General features: G+C 44.4%; 11 protein-coding genes. 9 read left to right on the forward strand and 2 right to left on the reverse strand.

All coding sequences use genetic code 11. The features are described from left to right. Positions 1-3 precede the first annotated feature (3 nt). The 3 genes from MN199_RS04495 (at position 4) to MN199_RS04505 (ending at position 8,145) form a co-directional block, all read left to right on the forward strand. Positions 4-3,273, forward strand: a complete 3,270-nt coding sequence (locus MN199_RS04495) for an efflux RND transporter permease subunit (RefSeq protein WP_335738548.1) — start codon at positions 4-6, stop codon at positions 3,271-3,273. Then, positions 3,270-6,323 (forward strand): efflux RND transporter permease subunit, encoded by a 3,054-nt coding sequence (locus tag MN199_RS04500; protein WP_335738549.1) that lies wholly within the window; start codon positions 3,270-3,272, stop codon positions 6,321-6,323. Before MN199_RS04495 ends, MN199_RS04500 begins: the two co-directional genes overlap by 4 nt. A gap of 139 nt (positions 6,324-6,462) precedes the next feature. Continuing rightward, on the forward strand, positions 6,463-8,145 hold the full coding sequence (locus MN199_RS04505) for a dipeptidyl-peptidase 3 family protein (protein WP_335738550.1): 1,683 nt from the start codon (positions 6,463-6,465) through the stop codon (positions 8,143-8,145). A 79-nt stretch (positions 8,146-8,224) separates the two neighbouring features. On the opposite strand, the gene MN199_RS04510 is transcribed toward MN199_RS04505, so the two are convergent. After that, on the reverse strand, positions 8,225-8,872 hold the full coding sequence (locus MN199_RS04510; protein WP_132582798.1) for an energy-coupling factor ABC transporter permease: 648 nt from the start codon (positions 8,870-8,872) through the stop codon (positions 8,225-8,227). A 172-nt stretch (positions 8,873-9,044) separates the two neighbouring features. On the opposite strand from MN199_RS04510, the gene MN199_RS04515 reads away from it, so the two are divergent. From MN199_RS04515 to MN199_RS04540, 6 genes are all read left to right on the forward strand, one after another. After that, complete coding sequence (locus MN199_RS04515; protein ID WP_335738551.1) at positions 9,045-9,362, forward strand: hypothetical protein; 318 nt, start codon at positions 9,045-9,047, stop codon at positions 9,360-9,362. A gap of 81 nt (positions 9,363-9,443) precedes the next feature. After that, on the forward strand, positions 9,444-11,297 hold the full coding sequence (secD, locus tag MN199_RS04520) for a protein translocase subunit SecD (protein WP_132582800.1): 1,854 nt from the start codon (positions 9,444-9,446) through the stop codon (positions 11,295-11,297). 11 nt (positions 11,298-11,308) lie between these two features. Then, on the forward strand, positions 11,309-12,253 hold the full coding sequence (secF, locus tag MN199_RS04525) for a protein translocase subunit SecF (RefSeq protein ID WP_132582801.1): 945 nt from the start codon (positions 11,309-11,311) through the stop codon (positions 12,251-12,253). A 101-nt stretch (positions 12,254-12,354) separates the two neighbouring features. Further along, a complete protein-coding gene (locus MN199_RS04530) occupies positions 12,355-12,831 on the forward strand; it encodes an NYN domain-containing protein (RefSeq protein WP_335738552.1) in 477 nt (158 codons plus the stop codon). A gap of 65 nt (positions 12,832-12,896) precedes the next feature. After that, on the forward strand, positions 12,897-13,502 hold the full coding sequence (locus MN199_RS04535) for a HutD/Ves family protein (protein WP_335738553.1): 606 nt from the start codon (positions 12,897-12,899) through the stop codon (positions 13,500-13,502). A gap of 62 nt (positions 13,503-13,564) precedes the next feature. Next, the gene (locus MN199_RS04540; RefSeq protein WP_132586711.1) at positions 13,565-15,805 is read left to right on the forward strand and encodes a YgiQ family radical SAM protein; all 2,241 of its coding nucleotides are present in this window, start codon (positions 13,565-13,567) and stop codon (positions 15,803-15,805) included. 28 nt (positions 15,806-15,833) lie between these two features. Here the strand turns inward: MN199_RS04540 and MN199_RS04545 are convergent, their stop codons facing one another. Then, positions 15,834-17,588 (reverse strand): methyl-accepting chemotaxis protein, encoded by a 1,755-nt coding sequence (locus MN199_RS04545; protein WP_335738554.1) that lies wholly within the window; start codon positions 17,586-17,588, stop codon positions 15,834-15,836. Between the last annotated feature and the right edge of the window lie 228 nt (positions 17,589-17,816).

Genomic DNA, 17,816 nt, shown 5'->3' on the forward strand with positions numbered 1-17,816 from the left:
GCTATGAAGTTAGTTGATACCGCGGTAAACCGTCCTGTTGCTATTTGGATGTTTACGCTAGGCATTTTGCTGTTTGGTTTAGTTGCCGCTGGGCGTTTAGCGGTAAATTTATTACCCGACTTATCGTATCCGTCATTAACCGTACGCACTGAATTTGTCGGCGCTGCACCGGCTGAAGTAGAGCAGTTGGTGAGTAAACCTATAGAAGAGGCCGTCGGCATAGTTAAAGGCGTGCGTAAAGTACAGTCGGTGTCGCGCTCTGGTCGCTCTGATGTGGTCATGGAGTTTGATTGGGGCACCAATATGGATGTTGCCGCGCTAGATGTGCGCGAAAAGCTAGATGTTTTATTCTTACCGCTAGAAATAGAAAAGCCGTTATTACTGCGTTTTAACCCTAATTTAGATCCTATTATTCGCTTTGCGTTAAGCCGTGATAATGCCGGTAACGCCATAAGCCCCGCACAGTTAGTAAGCTTACGCACCTTTGCCGAAGAGGATTTACGTCGCGCACTGGAGTCGGTGTCGGGCGTTGCAGCGGTGCGGCCTGATGGCGGTTTAAGCCAAGAAATTCAAATTTTGGTCGACCCGCAGAAGTTGAGCCAATTACAGCTTGATATTAGCCAAATCAGTTCGCGCTTACGCGAAGAAAACCTAAACCAAGCCGGCGGCCGTTTAGAAACGCCAAGCTATGATTATTTAGTCCGAACCATTAATCAATTTGCCGACTTAAAACAAATTGAAAATTTGTATATTGCTGAAGTGGCAGGCAGCCAAATACGCTTAAAAGATATTGCCCAAGTTAAAGATAGCTTTGTCGATCGACAAAGTATTACCTATGTTGACGGTAAAGAAGCCATCGAGGTGGCGATTTATAAAGAGGGCGATGCTAACACGGTGCAAGTGGCTAAAACCCTACTTGCTCAACTACCAAAATTAGAGAAAACCTTACCGGCTGGCTATAAGCTAACGTTGGTTTATGATCAGTCTGAATTTATTAAGCAAGCTATAGATGAAGTAAAGTCGTCGGCGGTTGTTGGTGGTTTGCTTGCCATGCTGGTGTTATATCTATTTTTACGTAATGTCTGGGCAACAATCATTATTTCAATATCTATCCCGTTATCGGTTATAGCGACCTTTAATTTGATGTATGGCCAGGGCATAACGCTAAACATGATGAGCTTAGGCGGTATTGCATTAGCGGTGGGCTTACTGGTTGATAATGCCATTGTGGTACTAGAAAACATTGCACGACATAAAGAGCTAGGCAAGGACGCATTTAGTGCGGCTAAAATTGGCACCAGTGAAGTTGCCATGGCGATTACCGCGTCAACATTAACTACTGTTGCGGTATTTTTCCCCTTAGTCTTTATTGAAGGCATTGCCGGCCAGTTGTTTCGTGATCAAGCACTAACGGTTACTTTTGCGCTATTAGCTTCGTTAGTGGTTGCGCTAACGCTTATCCCTACGATGGCAGCCCGTGAACGCAGCGTTAAAGCCGAGCCGAAGTTAGTAGCGGCTGAACCGGATAAGGTATTGGTGCGTCGTTGGTATTATTGGCCAACCTGGCCGTTGCGAATAGTAGGCCGTGCCCTTAGCGGTTTATTTATGCTTATTGCTACCTTATTCACGCTAGGTTTTCGCCTGATTAGCCGTTCATTAGCCTTTATTTTTAAACCTTTGCTATCGCTAGTGCAGTGGTTTTTAGTTTTGCTAGAAAAAAACTATCGGCGCGCACTGCAAGCGGCATTAGGGTTAAAAGGCTTAACTATCGCTCTGACCTTATTGGTTGCTGGCGGATGTTATACCTTGCTACCTCGATTAGGCGCCGACGTTATTCCTGCTATGAGCCAAGGTGAGTTCTTTGTCGAAGTGCAATTGCCGGTCGGTAGCGCCATTGAACAAACCGACAAGGTATTGGTTAACCTTGCCGCTATTGCGGGTGAGCAAGCTGCGGTTAAACGTAGTTATGCGCAAGCGGGTACCGGTTCGCAAATGACGGTTGATCCAAGTGTGGGCGGTAGCCATTGGGGTAGGTTAAATGTTGTACTCAACAGTGGTACTAGCAAAGAACAAGAACAACAGGTTATTGCTCATTTACGTGACTATTTAGCTCGACAACCTGACATTATGGTGAAAATTGATCGGCCACAGCTGTTCAGCTTTAGTACACCGTTAGAAATAGAGCTGTCTGGGTATGAATTAACACAGCTAAAAACCGCGGCAGATAGTTTAGTGATAGCGCTAGAAGCGGATGCGCGTTTTACTGATGTAAAAACCAGCTTACGTCAAGGCCAGCCTGAAATTACGCTGTACTTTAATCATGCCTTGTTATCGCAACTCGGTATGACATCTCATGATGTCGCCAAACGGGTAGCGGCTTATATTGGTGGCGAACTCGCCGGCCAGTATTCGGTCAATGATCGTAAAGTTGATATTCGCGTACGTTTATCCGAAGAGTATCGCCAGTCCGAGCAACAGCTAGCGCAGCTGATTATTAACCCGGGCAGCAGCAAGCCGTTACCGCTTTCTGCGGTGGCGCAAATTAAACGTGAAACTGGACCAAGCGAAATCACCCGTATTGGTCAGCAGCGGGTTGCTGTTGTTAGCGCCAACCTCGCGTTTGGCGATTTAGAGCAAGCTACTCAAGCCGCCACTGCCGTATTAGCGGCTCAGCGTTTGCCCTATGGCGTAACTGCTGCAGTAATGGGCCAAAGCGAAGAGATGGAACGGGCCTATACCTCGCTAACAATGGCGCTACTATTAGCGGTATTCTTGGTGTATTTAGTTATGGCATCGCAGTTTGAAAACCTGCTACAGCCATTACTTATTCTTTTTACGGTGCCATTAGCTGGCGCCGGCGCAATACTGGGGTTGTGGTTAACCAATACCCGTTTATCTGTCATTGTTTTTATTGGTTTAATTATGCTGGCCGGCATAGTGGTAAATAATGCCATTGTATTGATTGACCGCATTAACCAGTTGCGTGCAGAAGGTTTGCGCATACAGCAGGCAATATTAGATGCGGGTACTAGCCGGTTACGGCCAGTATTAATGACTACACTAACCACCATATTAGGCTTGTTACCTATGGCAATTGGTGGTGGCGATGGCAGCGAAATTCGTGCGCCTATGGCAATTACGGTTATTTTTGGTTTGGCTTTAGCCACCATGCTTACCTTATTATTTATTCCTGTGTTGTATGCATTGTTTAGCCGAGATCATGCACAAGTGACTGTGAATAATAGCGCCAGCGCTGTGGAGACAAGGCTATGAACCAGCAACCGCTAGGCTTAACTCGCTTTGCTTTAAACCGCCCAGTAACCATTTGCATGTTGTTTTTATCCATGTTGGTATTTGGCATTATTGCTAGCCGGATGCTGTTGTTAGAGCGGTTTCCGGGTATTGATATCCCGCAAATTTTTATTAACGTGCCGTATAACAATGCAACCCCAAACGAAATTGAGCGATTGATCACGCGGCCACTTGAAGAAGCACTGGCAACGGTAACCGGCGTGAAACAAATGCGCTCTTGGTCTAACGAAAACAGCGCAGAGGTATCGTTAGAATTTAAATGGGAAGAAAATATCAATAGTAAAAGCATTGAAGTACGTGAACGGCTCGATAGCATTCGTCATTTATTACCCAAAGATGTTGAGCGGGTATTGGTATTTCAGTTTAATACTAATGATATGCCGATCTTTCAGTTGCGTATTTCTAGTGAGCGCGATTTGGCAATGGCTTACGATCTGCTTGAAAGGCAAATAAAACGACAGCTAGAGCGTGTGCCCGGCGTATCAAAGGTTGAGCTGTATGGCGTAGAAAAGCGTCAAGTTATTATTCGGCTTAACCCCGATAAGATGCGAGCGTTAAACATTGATGCTGCCGCTATTGTTAATACGTTACGACAAAACAACTTCGCCATGACGGCCGGTGAACTTCGCAATAGCCATAATAGTATTTTGGTTAAACCGGTAGGTGAATACCGCTCGTTAGAAGAAATAGCGGCACTGCCACTGCGCCCGGGCTTAAGTTTACGAGAGGTGGCCACGGTGCAGCTTGAGTTGCCTAAGCGTGAAGATGGCCGGCATTTAGATCAAAGCTATGCGGTTGGCATGAATGTATTTAAAGAGTCAGGCGCTAACCTAGTTGAAGTGTCGCACGCAGCATTAGCCGTGGTTGATAACGTGCGAAAAGACCCTGCGTTTAATGGCATTAGTTTATTTATTATGGATGATACCGCCAAAGGCGTAACCACATCGTTGGCTGATCTATTAAGTGCCGGCAGTGTTGGTGCACTGTTATCTTTTGCCGTGCTGTATTTATTTTTACGGCACATAGGCACGACCTTAGTGGTGGTGCTTGCGGTGCCAGTATCAATCAGTATTGCCCTTGGTATCATGTATTTTATGGGTTACAGCCTAAATATTCTTAGCATGATGGGGCTAATGTTAGCTATCGGCATGTTGGTAGATAACGCCGTGGTGGTTACAGAAAGCATTTTTCGTGAACGAGCACTGGATGGCGATGTTAAAGCGGCAACCGCCCGAGGCGTGCGCCGCGTTAGTTTGGCGGTCGTGGCCGGCACTGTAACTACCGTTATTGTGTTTTTACCCAATATCGTTGGCCAAAAAATGATGCTAACTATCTTCCTTGAGCATGTGGCCATTGCCATTTGTTTATGTTTAGCCATTAGCTTATTAATGGCGTTAACGTTAATTCCGCTATTAACTACCATATTAAAAGTGCAAGTGTTACAAGAGCCTAAACCCGGTGTATCTGATGTTATTTATCGCAAAGTCTTAGGTTGGACGATGGCGCACCCGCGCTGGTCTACCTTTATTTCTATTGTCTTGCTGTGCAGCATTGTTATTCCTATTGGCGCGGTATCTGGCGGCGAAGAAAATAACGATGATCAAAACCGTATTTTCCTCAATTACAACGTACAAGGTAATTATGCGTTGGCTGAAGTTGAAGCCGAAGTGAATACGATGGAGCAGTACCTGTATGCTAACAAAGACAAATTTGATATTGAGTCGGTGTATAGTTATTACAGTGCTGGTAATGCGAGCTCAACGTTAATTCTAAAACCACAGTTAAGCCAGCCGCTTATCGAATTAAAAAAAGCCATTCGCAAAGATTGGCCAACCTTAGTGCGTTCTAAGCCCTCGTTTGGCTGGGGCAGTGATGGCGGCTTGCAGGTACACTTGCTGGGTAACTCGACTGAAATTCTAATGCAACTTGCCGGTGATATTGAACCCATATTAGCGAATATGAAAGGGCTTGAGGATGTCAGCTCAGATATTGCCCGTGGCCAACAAGAAATTCAAATAACCCTTAAATTAGAGCAACTGCAGCGCCATGGTTTAAATGCGCAACAAGTTGCTAATGCAGTGGCACTGGCACTGCGCGGTACTAACTTACGCACCTTTAGAACTATTGAACAAGGTGAGCTGTTAATGCGAGTACTTTATGATGAACGAGTAAGTCACTCTTTAGCGGAATTGTCGGCATTACCTGTTTTAACTAAAGATGGCGTCGTTATTAGCTTGCAGCAATTAGCTGACCTAAAAGCCGCGCCACGCTTAGATAGGATCAGCCGGTTTGATCGACAAACCGGTATCGCCATTCGGATGAATTTAGCTAAAGATTACAACATTGATAAGGCGCGTGAAGATATTAAAAAAGTGATGGATCAACTAGCCTTACCGCCGGGTTTTCGCTGGTCATTTCAAGGCAGCTTTCAAAGCCAAGATGAATCACAACAGGTAATGGTCGTAAACATGCTACTTGCAGTGGCGATGATTTATCTGGTGATGGCTGCGTTATTTGAATCATTGTTATTGCCTACAGCAGTGATAGGTTCATTACTATTTTCAATGGTTGGCGTGTTTTGGACCTTTATGTTTACCGGCACCACTATTGGCATTATGGGCATGATTGGCATGTTGGTACTAATGGGTATCGTAGTTAATAACGGCATAGTATTAGTCGACCGTATTAATCAGGAGCGAAATGACGCGCCCAACGCACCATTAAAAGAGTTAATTCTTCACGCCAGTGAATCGCGTTTGCGGCCGATATTAATGACCGTAGCTACTACAATATTAGGCTTAGTACCACTTGCATTAGGCGGCACCCAATTAGGTGGCGACGGCCCAAGCTATGCGCCAATGGCGATAGCTATTATTGGCGGTCTGCTATTTTCTACTTTAACCAGCTTAGTTTTAGTGCCACTTACTTATTGGGGGCTCGTTAATATGACGTATCGCTGGGCTAACTGGAAAGCCAATACTAAACGATGGGCCGATAAAATTTGGGCTTAGGTTTAACCTTGTACTTAGTGTAAAAAGCGAAGCAGCAGCTTCGCTTTTTTTATGGCGCTGATCCATGATTAACTGTTGCAACAATAGGGCGCTTTACCTACCCTATAGTTGATTTTACTAAAAACAACAGGAAACACTTATGCGATATAACGCCTTGTGGTTAGCGCTTGCGATTAGCGGTGCATTAACTGCGTGTTCGCCAGCGGATAAAGCCTCAACTAATGCCGCCACTCAGTCTAGCGACACTGCAACGACAGCCGCATTACTGCCTGAATTCAATAAGCGTTTAGATATTTATTATAACGTTGATTTAACTGCCGATTTATCAGGATTAAATGTTAAGCAACGTCAAATGCTAGGTAAGCTTATTGATGCCAGCAAAGTAATGGATGATTTATTTTGGCGCCAAGCGTTTGGTGAAAATAAAGCCGAGTTTTTGGCAAAGTTACCCGAGGGCAAGGTACGTCAATTTGCCGATATTAACTATGGACCTTGGGACAGATTAAAAGGCGATGAAGCATTTTTAACTGGTTATGCCGAAAAGCCTGCTGGTGCTCAGTTTTATCCTGCTGATATGACTAAAGCTGAATTTGAAGGTGCTGAGCTTGCCGATAAAACCGGTTTATATTCTGTTATTCAACGTAATAGCAGCGGCGAGTTAGTCAGTGTACCTTATTCAGTAACATACAAAACTGAGCTGGAAGCGACAGCCAAGCTACTAACAGAAGCGTCGTTACTGTCTGAGGATAAAGAATTTGCTAATTATTTGCAGTTACGCGCTCAAGCGCTGTTGACCGATAATTACCAGCAATCAGACTTTGCCTGGATGGCAATGAAAAATAACCCTATTGAGCTGGTACTTGGCCCAATAGAAACCTATGAAGACCAGCTATTTGGTTATCGCGCAGCGTTTGAAGCCTATGTGCTGATTAAAGATTTAAGCTGGAGTGAAAAGCTGGCTAAATATGCTGCTACCTTGCCAGCTCTACAAGTAGGTTTACCCGTAGCTGATGCTTATAAAACCGAAACACCTGGCGGCGATGCCGACTTAAATGCCTATGACGTGGTGTATTATGCTGGCCATTCTAATGCGGGCTCAAAAACTATTGCGATAAACTTACCCAATGACGAGCAAGTGCAGCTAGAAAAAGGCACGCGCCGCTTACAGCTGAAAAATGCCATGCAAGCTAAGTTTGAGCACATTATGCAACCGATTGCGAATTTGCTGATTACGCCAGAGCAACGCAAGCATGTCACTTTTAATGCGTTTTTTAATAATACAATGTTCCATGAAGTGGCCCATGGTTTAGGCATTAAAAACACCATTAATGGCAACGGCACGGTACGCCAAGCGTTAAAAGAGTATGCCTCGGCATTGGAAGAGGGTAAAGCCGATATTCTTGGCCTCTATATGATTACTCAGCTGATGCAGCAAGGTATGTTAGACGAGGGCGTACTCGAAGATTACTACACCACATTTATGGCCGGTATTTTTCGCTCGGTACGCTTTGGTGCATCCAGTGCGCACGGTACTGCTAATATGATCCGCTTTAACTATTTTGCCGAGCAGGGGGCTTTTGTCCGTAATGATGACGGCACATACAAAGTAGATTATGAAAAAATGCAGCAGGCGATGACCTCGTTATCTGAGCTTATTCTTACCTTACAGGGTGATGGTAATTACGCAGGTGTTAGCGCATTAGTTGCGGATAAAGGCATTATTAAAGCGCAACTAGCTGCCGATTTGGCCCGCTTAGCCGCTGCTGATATTCCGGTTGATGTGGTGTTTAATCAAGGCAAGAAAGTGTTAGGCCTTAATTAATTTTATAAAGCTGAAAATAAAAAAGGCGCTTTTATAGCGCCTATTTTTGCGTTTACTATTTAAGCTTAAATTTAACAGTTTACTTATCGGGTGCTAAATATTCTCGATCATAAAAGGTGCGTAACCAATGGGGGCGGTAAACCGCCATTAGTGTAATAGCACTGCCATTTAATAAGGCTTCTGGAAACCAAATAAGTAACGACAGCTGCCAATAATCGTTATAAATAGTGCGCCAATCAAAACGACCTTCTAAGCCAAACCAGAGTGCAGTTAAACTGATATGCAGTGTTATGGTTAACGCGGCACAAATAAAACCGGCTACAAAAATATAGACAAAAAGATGCCGCGTTAAATACCTATAGCTTGCCAAAAATAAGGTATAGCTAAATAAGCTCGGTAAAATAAAGGTGCACAAGGAAAATAGCCCAGCATCTTGCCAAGGTAATTTTGCAAACACAATTAATAGAATAGTGGGCAATATACAAATCCAGCAAGCAATACGCCAGCCATGGCAAAGCACCAAGGTAGTGACTAATAAAAAGTGCAAATTAAGGCCATCTTTAATACCTGCCTGCACATTCCAAAATAAACTTAAGGCGACAGCAGAGGCAAAAACTAAATGTTGATAGTCAGGTTCTGAGAGTAATTTAGGTAAAAATTCGCGCGGAAAATAGTATAACAGTAACGCTAATGCGATTAACGCACCGGCAATTTGCCAGCTGGTCATGCGATGGGTTCTCGTAGTAACAAGATGGCAGCATTATAGCGTCTTCTAGCGATGTCGTCATTGGTCTAAATTAAATTTGTCGCAGCAACAGCTTGTATTTCTCATTGTTGGCGCTCACTATATTGGCTTGCGGCAATTATATTTTGCCGGAGCAATAGTGTTTTGGGGTGTTATGCGTTGGCTTAGTTTTTTTGCCATTCTATTTTACATAGGTTTATTGTGTACTCCGCAATCTTTTGCTGTGCACGATGTTCGCTTATCACCGTTAGCCGACACTCAGTTACAAGCGTTATTGCCAGGTTTGCCGGCGCATGCTGTTGATAACACACAAAATAATGATGATGACCCTCCAGCACTTCCCAGCACCCTAATTCCTAATGTACTTAAACGGGTTAGCTGCAATGTTATTGCCTATAGCCGTGTAGTAATTAATTTCCCTGTATTTAGTCACTACCGCGTACGCGCGCCACCCGCTTTTTTCTCACTATAAATTTATGCGTTTGAGCTTATAAGCTCAATTTTTTGCTAAACCGACGCGGCTATGCTGCGCGGGATTGTGGGAATACCTAATATGTTAAATAAAAACCCTGTATGGCGCTATGTCGTCGTGCTTGGCGTGTTGTTGCTTGCGTTCTTGTATGCCTTACCTAATTTATACCCGGAAGATCCGGCGTTAAATATCAGTGCGAGCCGAGGTGGCGTTATTAGTACTGAAACGACTACGTCACTGTCTGAGCAGTTTACGAAAGAAAATATTGACGTTAAGGCGTTAGCCTTAAATGAGGGCCGGCTGTTAGTACGCTTTAACAGTACTGATGATCAGTTAAAAGCCCGTGAATTAGCCAGCCAGTTTTTAGGCGATAATTATATTACCGCGCTTGATTTAGCGCCGACAACGCCGGCTTGGTTAACAGCTATTGGTGCTAGCCCTATGACATTGGGCTTAGATTTGCGCGGCGGCGTGCATTTTTTGTTAGCCGTAGATATGAAAGCGGCTATTGATAAAAACCTAACCGATTTAGCCCAAACCCTGCGCAGTGAGCTAAGAGAAAATGCCATACGTTATCGTAGTGTGCAATTAGATTTGGCGGGTGCACAAATAGGGATAAATTTACGAAGTAACGATGATTTGGCGGCAGCACAGGCAATACTGAAAAAGTATGATCGTAATTTACTTATTAGCGCAAAAAGCGATGCTCAAGTGTTGCAAGTTAGCTTAAGTGAACTGCAATTAAAGCAAATACGTGAATATGCACTTGAGCAAAACATTACCATTATTCGTAACAGAGTTAACGAAATTGGTGTCGCTGAACCCTTAGTGCAGCGTCAAGGTGCCGATCGTATAGTAGTGCAGCTTCCGGGGGTGCAAGACACGGCTAAAGCAAAAGAAATTCTTGGTGCTACCGCCTCATTAGAGTTTCGTTTAGTGGATGAACAAGGTGATATAGCAGCAGCACAGGCGGGGCACGTGCCAGCAAATGCCGAGTTATATGTTACTCGAGATGGCCGCCCGTTGTTGCTGGAAAAACGCATTATGCTAAGCGGCGAGCATATTACCGGCGCTAATAGTAGTTACGACGAGTATGGCCGGCCACAGGTAAATATTAAGCTTGATACTAAAGGCGGCGACATGCTGTTTGCCAGCAGCAAAAACGCTGTTGGTCGGCGCATGGCATCGGTATTTATTGAATATAAGCCCGGTACTAAAGTCGCTGAAAATGGCACCCCCATACTGGTTAAACAGCAAGAGGTGATCAATGACGCCACCATTCAAATGCGTTTGGGGCGCGACTTTGTTATCTCGGGTTTAAGCTCGCCGGGCGAAGCACAAAACCTTGCCACCTTATTGCGTGCTGGTGCGTTAATTGCACCGGTGCAAATTATTGAAGAGCGCACCATAGGCCCAAGTTTAGGTATGGAAAATATTACCCTAGGCGTTAGCGCTATTATCTGGGGCATGGCCGCTGTGCTGGTGTTTATGCTGGTGTACTACAAAGCGTTTGGCATGGTAGCCAACATAGCGCTAGTGGCTAACTTAGTACTTATTGTTGGCGTTATGTCGATGATACCCGGCGCAACGCTTACCTTGCCCGGTATGGCCGGCATAGTGCTAACTGTAGGTATGGCGGTAGATGCCAACGTACTCATTTTTGAGCGTATCAGAGAAGAGTTAGCCGACGGACGTTCAGCGCAGCAAGCCATACATTTTGGTTATGACCGCGCTTTTGCCACCATCACCGACTCAAATATAACCACCTTACTCGTTGCACTTATTTTGTTTGCCGTTGGTACTGGGCCGGTAAAAGGGTTTGCCGTTACCTTAGCCATCGGCATTATCACGTCGATTTTTACCGCAGTGGTAGGCTCGCGCTTACTGGTTAATTTAATTTGGGGTGGCCGCCGTTTGCAGTCACTACCCGTGTGAGGAGTTAAGCTATGCAAATATTTCAGTTTTCTCAACCACTTAATTTTATGCGGATAAAATGGTTAGCCGTTGGTTTGTCAGGGTTATTAGTTGTGCTATCGCTAGTGTCGGTAGCAATTAAAGGCATTAACTGGGGCTTAGATTTTACCGGCGGTACTGTGGTTGAGCTGGGTTTCACCCAGGCAGCCGATTTATCGGCCGTGCGACAAACGTTAAGTAAAGCCGGTTTTGATGATGCGGTAGTACAGTTATTTGGTACTAGCCGCGATGTGTTAATTCGCATTCCGTTGCGTGCCGATATTGATCAAACTAAAGTGGGTGAAGTCGTATTAACTGCGATTAGTGCACAACACGCCGAGCCCGTAACCATGCGCCGCGCCGAATTTGTTGGCCCAAGTGTAGGTGAAGAGTTAAAACAAGATGGTGGCATGGCGATGTTGGTGTCGTTGTTAGGTATTTTGGCCTACGTTGCTATGCGTTTTGAATGGCGATTATCAGTAGGTGCGGTGGTGGCGCTGGGACACGATGTTATTTTAACCGTGGGTTTGTTCTCAGTACTGCAAATAGAGTTTGATCTTACTGTGCTAGCCGCGATACTGGCATTAATTGGCTACTCTATTAACGACACTATAGTGGTGTTTGACCGTATTCGTGAAAACTTTCGTAAACTACGCGATACCAGCACCACTGAAATTATTAATGTGGCCATTACCTCAACGCTAAACCGTACTGTTATTACATCCTTAACCACTATTTTGGTGTTAGTGGTATTGTTTTATATGGGCGGGGCGTTAATACATGGTTTTGCTACAGCCTTATTATTCGGCGTCATAGTAGGCACTTATTCATCCATTTATATTGCTAGCGCTATTGCCGCTATTTTGGGTATTAGCCGTGATGATATGCTGCCGGCAACGGTAATCGAAGACGTTAAATCAGACGGTGCCGTATTGTAATGCGATAACATTAGCTCACTTATGCCAGCGCGCAATAAATAACGGCTGGCATTTTTCTTGGTCGACAGTTACCGTACTGTTTTATCTTATTAAGGTTTGCCGTGAGTACTGTTACTATTTTGGTCGATGTGCAGAATATTTATTACACCAGCCGTGAAGGTTTTAAGCGTAATTTTGATTACAACGCCTTTTGGCGTCAGGTAACTGCCGATCGTACTGTGGTTAAAGCCATCGCTTATGCTATTGATCGCGGTGATGAAAAACAGCGGCAATTTCAAAATATTCTGCGGGCTATCGGTTTTGAGGTGAAATTAAAACCGTTTATTCAGCGCAGTGATGGCAGTGCAAAAGGTGATTGGGATGTTGGCATAACGCTAGATGCGATTGAATACGGCCAGCATAGCGATATTTTAGTGTTGGCATCCGGTGATGGTGACTTTGATTTGCTGGCGCAAAAATTATGCAATAAATATAACACCGAAGTTGAAGTATATGGCGTTGAAGGCCTAACCGCGCAGTCGTTAGTTAAGTCGGCTACACGCTTTATACCCATTAATGAGTCATTGTTGCTAACCTGATATTGGCCTCATTAACTTTACTAATACGCGCTTTAAACAACGCGCTAAACGGCAAGTAACAGCGAATGAGCATAGACCTGATTACGCCAGCACAGTGGCAAACGCAACCTTGGCAAAATGGCGGCGGCATAACTCATCAGTTGTGCCGACAAGACGACGCCCAAGGCTTGTTGTGGCGCCTATCTATCGCTGAAGTGGCCAGCGATGGCCCATTTTCGCGCTTTAATAACATTGACCGTATTATCCTACTGCTTAGTGGCGCAGGTTTTTGTTTGCATGGTGTGGGCAATAACCCTCAACGAATAAACACACTGCTGCAACCGTTTTCTTTTGCCGGTGAAACAGCAATTGATTGCCGCCTATTACAAGGCCCAGTGCGCGATTTTAATTTAATGACCCGGCGCAACGCTGTGCAGGCAGAACTGCGGGTACTAACTATTGGCAGCGTGGCACAACCGTTACCGTTATATGCAAACCGGCTTGTTTATGTTGCCAGCGGCACGGTTACGGCGCTGTTGGGGGCAAGGCGTATACCGCTAGATACAGAGCATACGCTTTGGCTTAATAATGAAAGCGTAAACCTGCGGCTAATTAGCAGTAACGCCGCACAAGTGATTGATATCGCCTTTCCCTCACACTCCTTGTACACTACGCGCCCTCGTTATCCTTAGGTGCTTAATTTATGTCCATTGTTGCTAGCGTTAATCTTCGCAAATCTGCTCCTGTAGCACGCATGGCGCCTGAGCGAGACCTATTTTCTTACCCAAAATATTGGGCAGAATGTTACGGTACTGCACCATTTTTGCCAATGTCTCGTGCTGAGATGGACACTCTCGGCTGGGATAGTTGCGATATTATTTTAGTTGTTGGCGATGCCTACGTTGATCACCCAAGCTTTGGTATGGCGGTGGTTGGGCGCATGTTAGAAGCGCAAGGCTACAGAGTGGGTATGATTTGTCAGCCTGACTGGAATAGTAAGCACGACTTTATGCAGCTAGGTAAGCCAAATCTGTTTTATGGCGTATCGGCGGGTAATATGGATTCGATGATTAACCGCTACACTGCAGATAAAAAAATACGCCATGACGATGCGTATACCGCTGGCGATATTGGCGGTAAAAGACCCGATCGTGCCGTTATTGTCTATACACAGCGCTGTAAAGAGGCTTATAACGATGTGCCTGTTATTATTGGCGGTATTGAAGCCAGCTTGCGCCGTATTGCCCATTATGATTATTGGTCAGAGAAGGTGCGACGCTCGGTTATTTTTGATGCGAAAGCTGACATACTTATTTACGGTAATGCCGAGCGGCCATTAATAGAAGTGGCATATCGTATCGCCTCTGGTGAGGCCATAAGCGACATACAGGATGTGCGTGGCACCGCAGTTATTCGTAAAGAAGCTTTACCACATTGGCGCGGTGTTGATTCTACCGCCATTGATAAAATTGGTCGTATTGACCCTATTTATAATCCTTATGGTGCAGATGATGTAGGCTGCAGCAGCTATTCTGAATTTGCTAAAGAAGGTATCGACTTAACCAAGCCGGTTGCGGCTGAAGCTAAACCTATTATGGTGCAAACAGCTCGGCCAAAGCCTTGGGAGCAAACCTACGTTAAATTGCCAGCATTTGAGCAGGTCAGTGTAAACAAGCCGCTGTATGCTCATGCATCTCGTATTTTGCACCAAGAAACTAACCCCGGTTGTGCTCGCGCTATTATGCAGCGCCATGGTGATAGACATATTTGGGTAAACCCGCCAGCATTTCCGCTTAGTACCGAAGAAATGGATTTAGTATTTGGTTTGCCATACCAGCGTGTGCCTCATCCGGTATATGGACAAAATAAGATACCCGCCTACGAAATGATTAAAACCTCGATAAACATTATGCGCGGTTGCTTTGGTGGCTGTTCATTCTGTTCAATAACCGAGCATGAAGGCCGCATTATTCAAAGTCGGTCAAAAGAATCGATCATGCAAGAAGTTAAAGATATTCGCGATAAGATCCCAGGGTTTACCGGCATAATCTCTGATCTTGGCGGACCAACGGCCAACATGTATCGCCTAAACTGTCAAAATCCCAAGGCCGAGCAAACTTGTCGCAGGCCCAGCTGTGTCTATCCAACTATTTGCGAACATATGGATACCGATCAAAGCCCAACGGTAGAGTTATACCGTGAAGCCCGCACTATACCGGGTATTAAAAAGGTATTAGTTGCATCAGGCGTACGCTACGATTTAGCAGTGCAAGACCCTAACTATGTGCGTGAACTAGTGCAGCATCACGTAGGCGGTTATTTAAAAATAGCGCCTGAGCACACAGAAGATGGGCCACTGTCGAAAATGATGAAGCCGGGCATGGGAGCTTATGATAAATTTAAAGAAATGTTCGACCGCTTTAGTAAAGAAGCCGGTAAAGAGCAGTTTTTAATTCCGTATTTTATTTCTGCTCACCCAGGTACGACAGACTTAGATATGGTTAACCTTGGCTTGTGGTTAAAAGAACGTGATTTTAAACTGGATCAAGTACAGAACTTTTATCCTAGCCCTATGGCCAACGCGACCACTATTTATCATACGGAAATGAATTCGCTAAAAAATATTAATAAAGCGAACTCCGAAGTGGTGCCGGTACCTAAAGGTGAACGTCAGCGTCGCTTACATAAAGCCATATTGCGCTACCATGATCCTAAAGGTTGGCCGATGATCCGTGAAGCGTTAATACGCTTAAAGCTAGAGCATTTAATTGGCCGTAGTAAAGGTTGTTTAGTGCCGGCAGAAAGTAAAGATGAACAATTTAAAAAGCCCAACCGCAGTGGAAAGCCCGCACTAAGTCGACATACAGGCTTAAACCCTGCAGCAAAAGCGGTGGCGCAAACAGCGAAAAAGCCGTTCGCAAAAAACCATGAACCTGCGGCTAATAATGCAGGGCAAAAAGGCAAGCCTAAAGTAAGAAGCAACCGGCAGCCTTAATCGGCTGCTACTGCGTTTATTGTTGGCGTTAATGTTGTTGGCTATTTAAGGTGTTTAGTGTTGCGGCTAAGCTTTTTAGTAAGCTTTGATTTTGGCTAACCACAGCGTTAATTTCGCTAGCCGACTGACCCGCTTTCAATGCCAAGGTACGTACTTCATCAGCTACTACCGAAAAGCCTCTACCGGCGTCGCCAGCACGGGCCGCTTCAATAGCGGCATTTAGTGCCAACAAGTTAGTTTGATCAGCAATAGTATTAATGGTTGAAACAATATTATTAATACTAGCGCCTGATTCTAATAGCTTAGTCATCACCACTTCCGATTGCTTAACTACGCTAATACGCTCGGTAATATCAGTACCGTACATAATAATTTTACTAACGTTATCATACACATCTTTTACTGCGGTAAGGGTAGTGCCAAACCAAATATCTCGTTTATCAACACTCAGCTTTAAATCGATATCTACCGTTTTACCCTGCAGTAAGGCGGCTTTTTGTGGTTCAGTTAATAGTGTGGTCCAGCTGGGGATCGCCTGTTCAAAACGCTGCTGCATAAAACCTAATGTTTTACTGGGGTAATTATTAGCTTGAATAAATACACCGGCTTTATCCCATTCTACTAACAATTGTGACTGACTAATGGTGCTAAGCCGAGTTTCAAAGTCTAAGGCATTGGTTTTTACGGTAGTAATATCGGCCATTATGGCAATAAAACCAAGGTGTTTACCCTTAGCATCAAATACTGGGTTGCTGGTAACAGAAACCCACAATGGCGAACCATTTTTTCTATATATTTCAACCTCATCATAAAACGCATTCGGTGCATTTAGTTCAGCAGTAATACGCTTTGTGGTGTCGGGATGGGTTTTAGCGCCAACCAAAAAGTTTTTTGGGCTACAACCCATAATTTCAGCGGCATCGTAACCCGTCATTTTAGAAAAGCCGCGGTTTACGTACTGTATTTCGCGGTTTGGGGTAGTAATAATGACTGCATTATCGGTTTCATTAGCTACCATCGACAGTAAGCGAAACTCAGCACGTTGCTGTACTTCTACGCTAATGTCATTGGCAAATTTAATAATTTTAATAACCTTGCCATCAGGCGTTTTTATCGGGTTGTATGTAGCATGGATCCACACTTCTTTATTATGTTTACCAAGGCGTAAGTACTCTGCAGTTTGATATTCACCAGCGCGCAACTTTTGCCAAAATTGCTGATATGCATTACTGTTTGCTTCAGTGTCAGAAACAAAAATTCGGTGATGCTTGCCTTTAATTTCAGCCAGTTGGTAATCGACTAGGTGAAGAAAATTTTCATTAGCATCAATAATAGAGCCATCAAGTTCAAACTCGATAATGGCTTGGGCTTTATGTATGGCGCGTATTTGTGATTCTAAATTTGCCCGTGCCAGTACTTGCTGCGTAATATCGGTAGCAAATTTAATTACTTGCTCAACTTTGCCGTTTTTTACAACTGGCGTATAGGTCGCATGGATCCAGACATCATTGCCCGCTTTTGTTTTGCGTCTGAATTCGGCGGTGCTTGAGACGCCGGCACGAAGTTGCTGCCAAAATGATTTATAGGAATCAGTTTTAGCATCCTTAGAGCCGACAAATATACTATGGTGTTTACCCACCACCTCGTTACGGCTATAGCCTAAAAGTGTAAGAAAATTATCATTTACGGATTGAACAATACCGTCTAACGAAAATTGAATAACGGCTTGGGTAGTATTAATAGCTGTGATGATATTGCCAGCATTTGAAGAAAAACTGAACATAGGCGTTCTCTCTAAGTTGTGACCTTATTAAAGCTAGTAAGTGGTTGTTGATTACGCAAATTTTTTCTACTTTTCATATATCTAAAGCATTTGAGTAGGAAGAGTTGTGGTTGAAAGCTGCTATAATTCATCAGTGATTAACATTTGCCGTTTATACTGGCTGCGGCTACAGCGCGGCTAAGTTGTTAAGGTAAGTTGTTTAAACAAATTAGCGAAATACAATAAAGT

It is taken from the genome of Rheinheimera metallidurans (assembly GCF_036983985.1).
GTDB classification, from domain to species: Bacteria; Pseudomonadota; Gammaproteobacteria; order Enterobacterales; family Alteromonadaceae; genus Alishewanella; species Alishewanella metallidurans.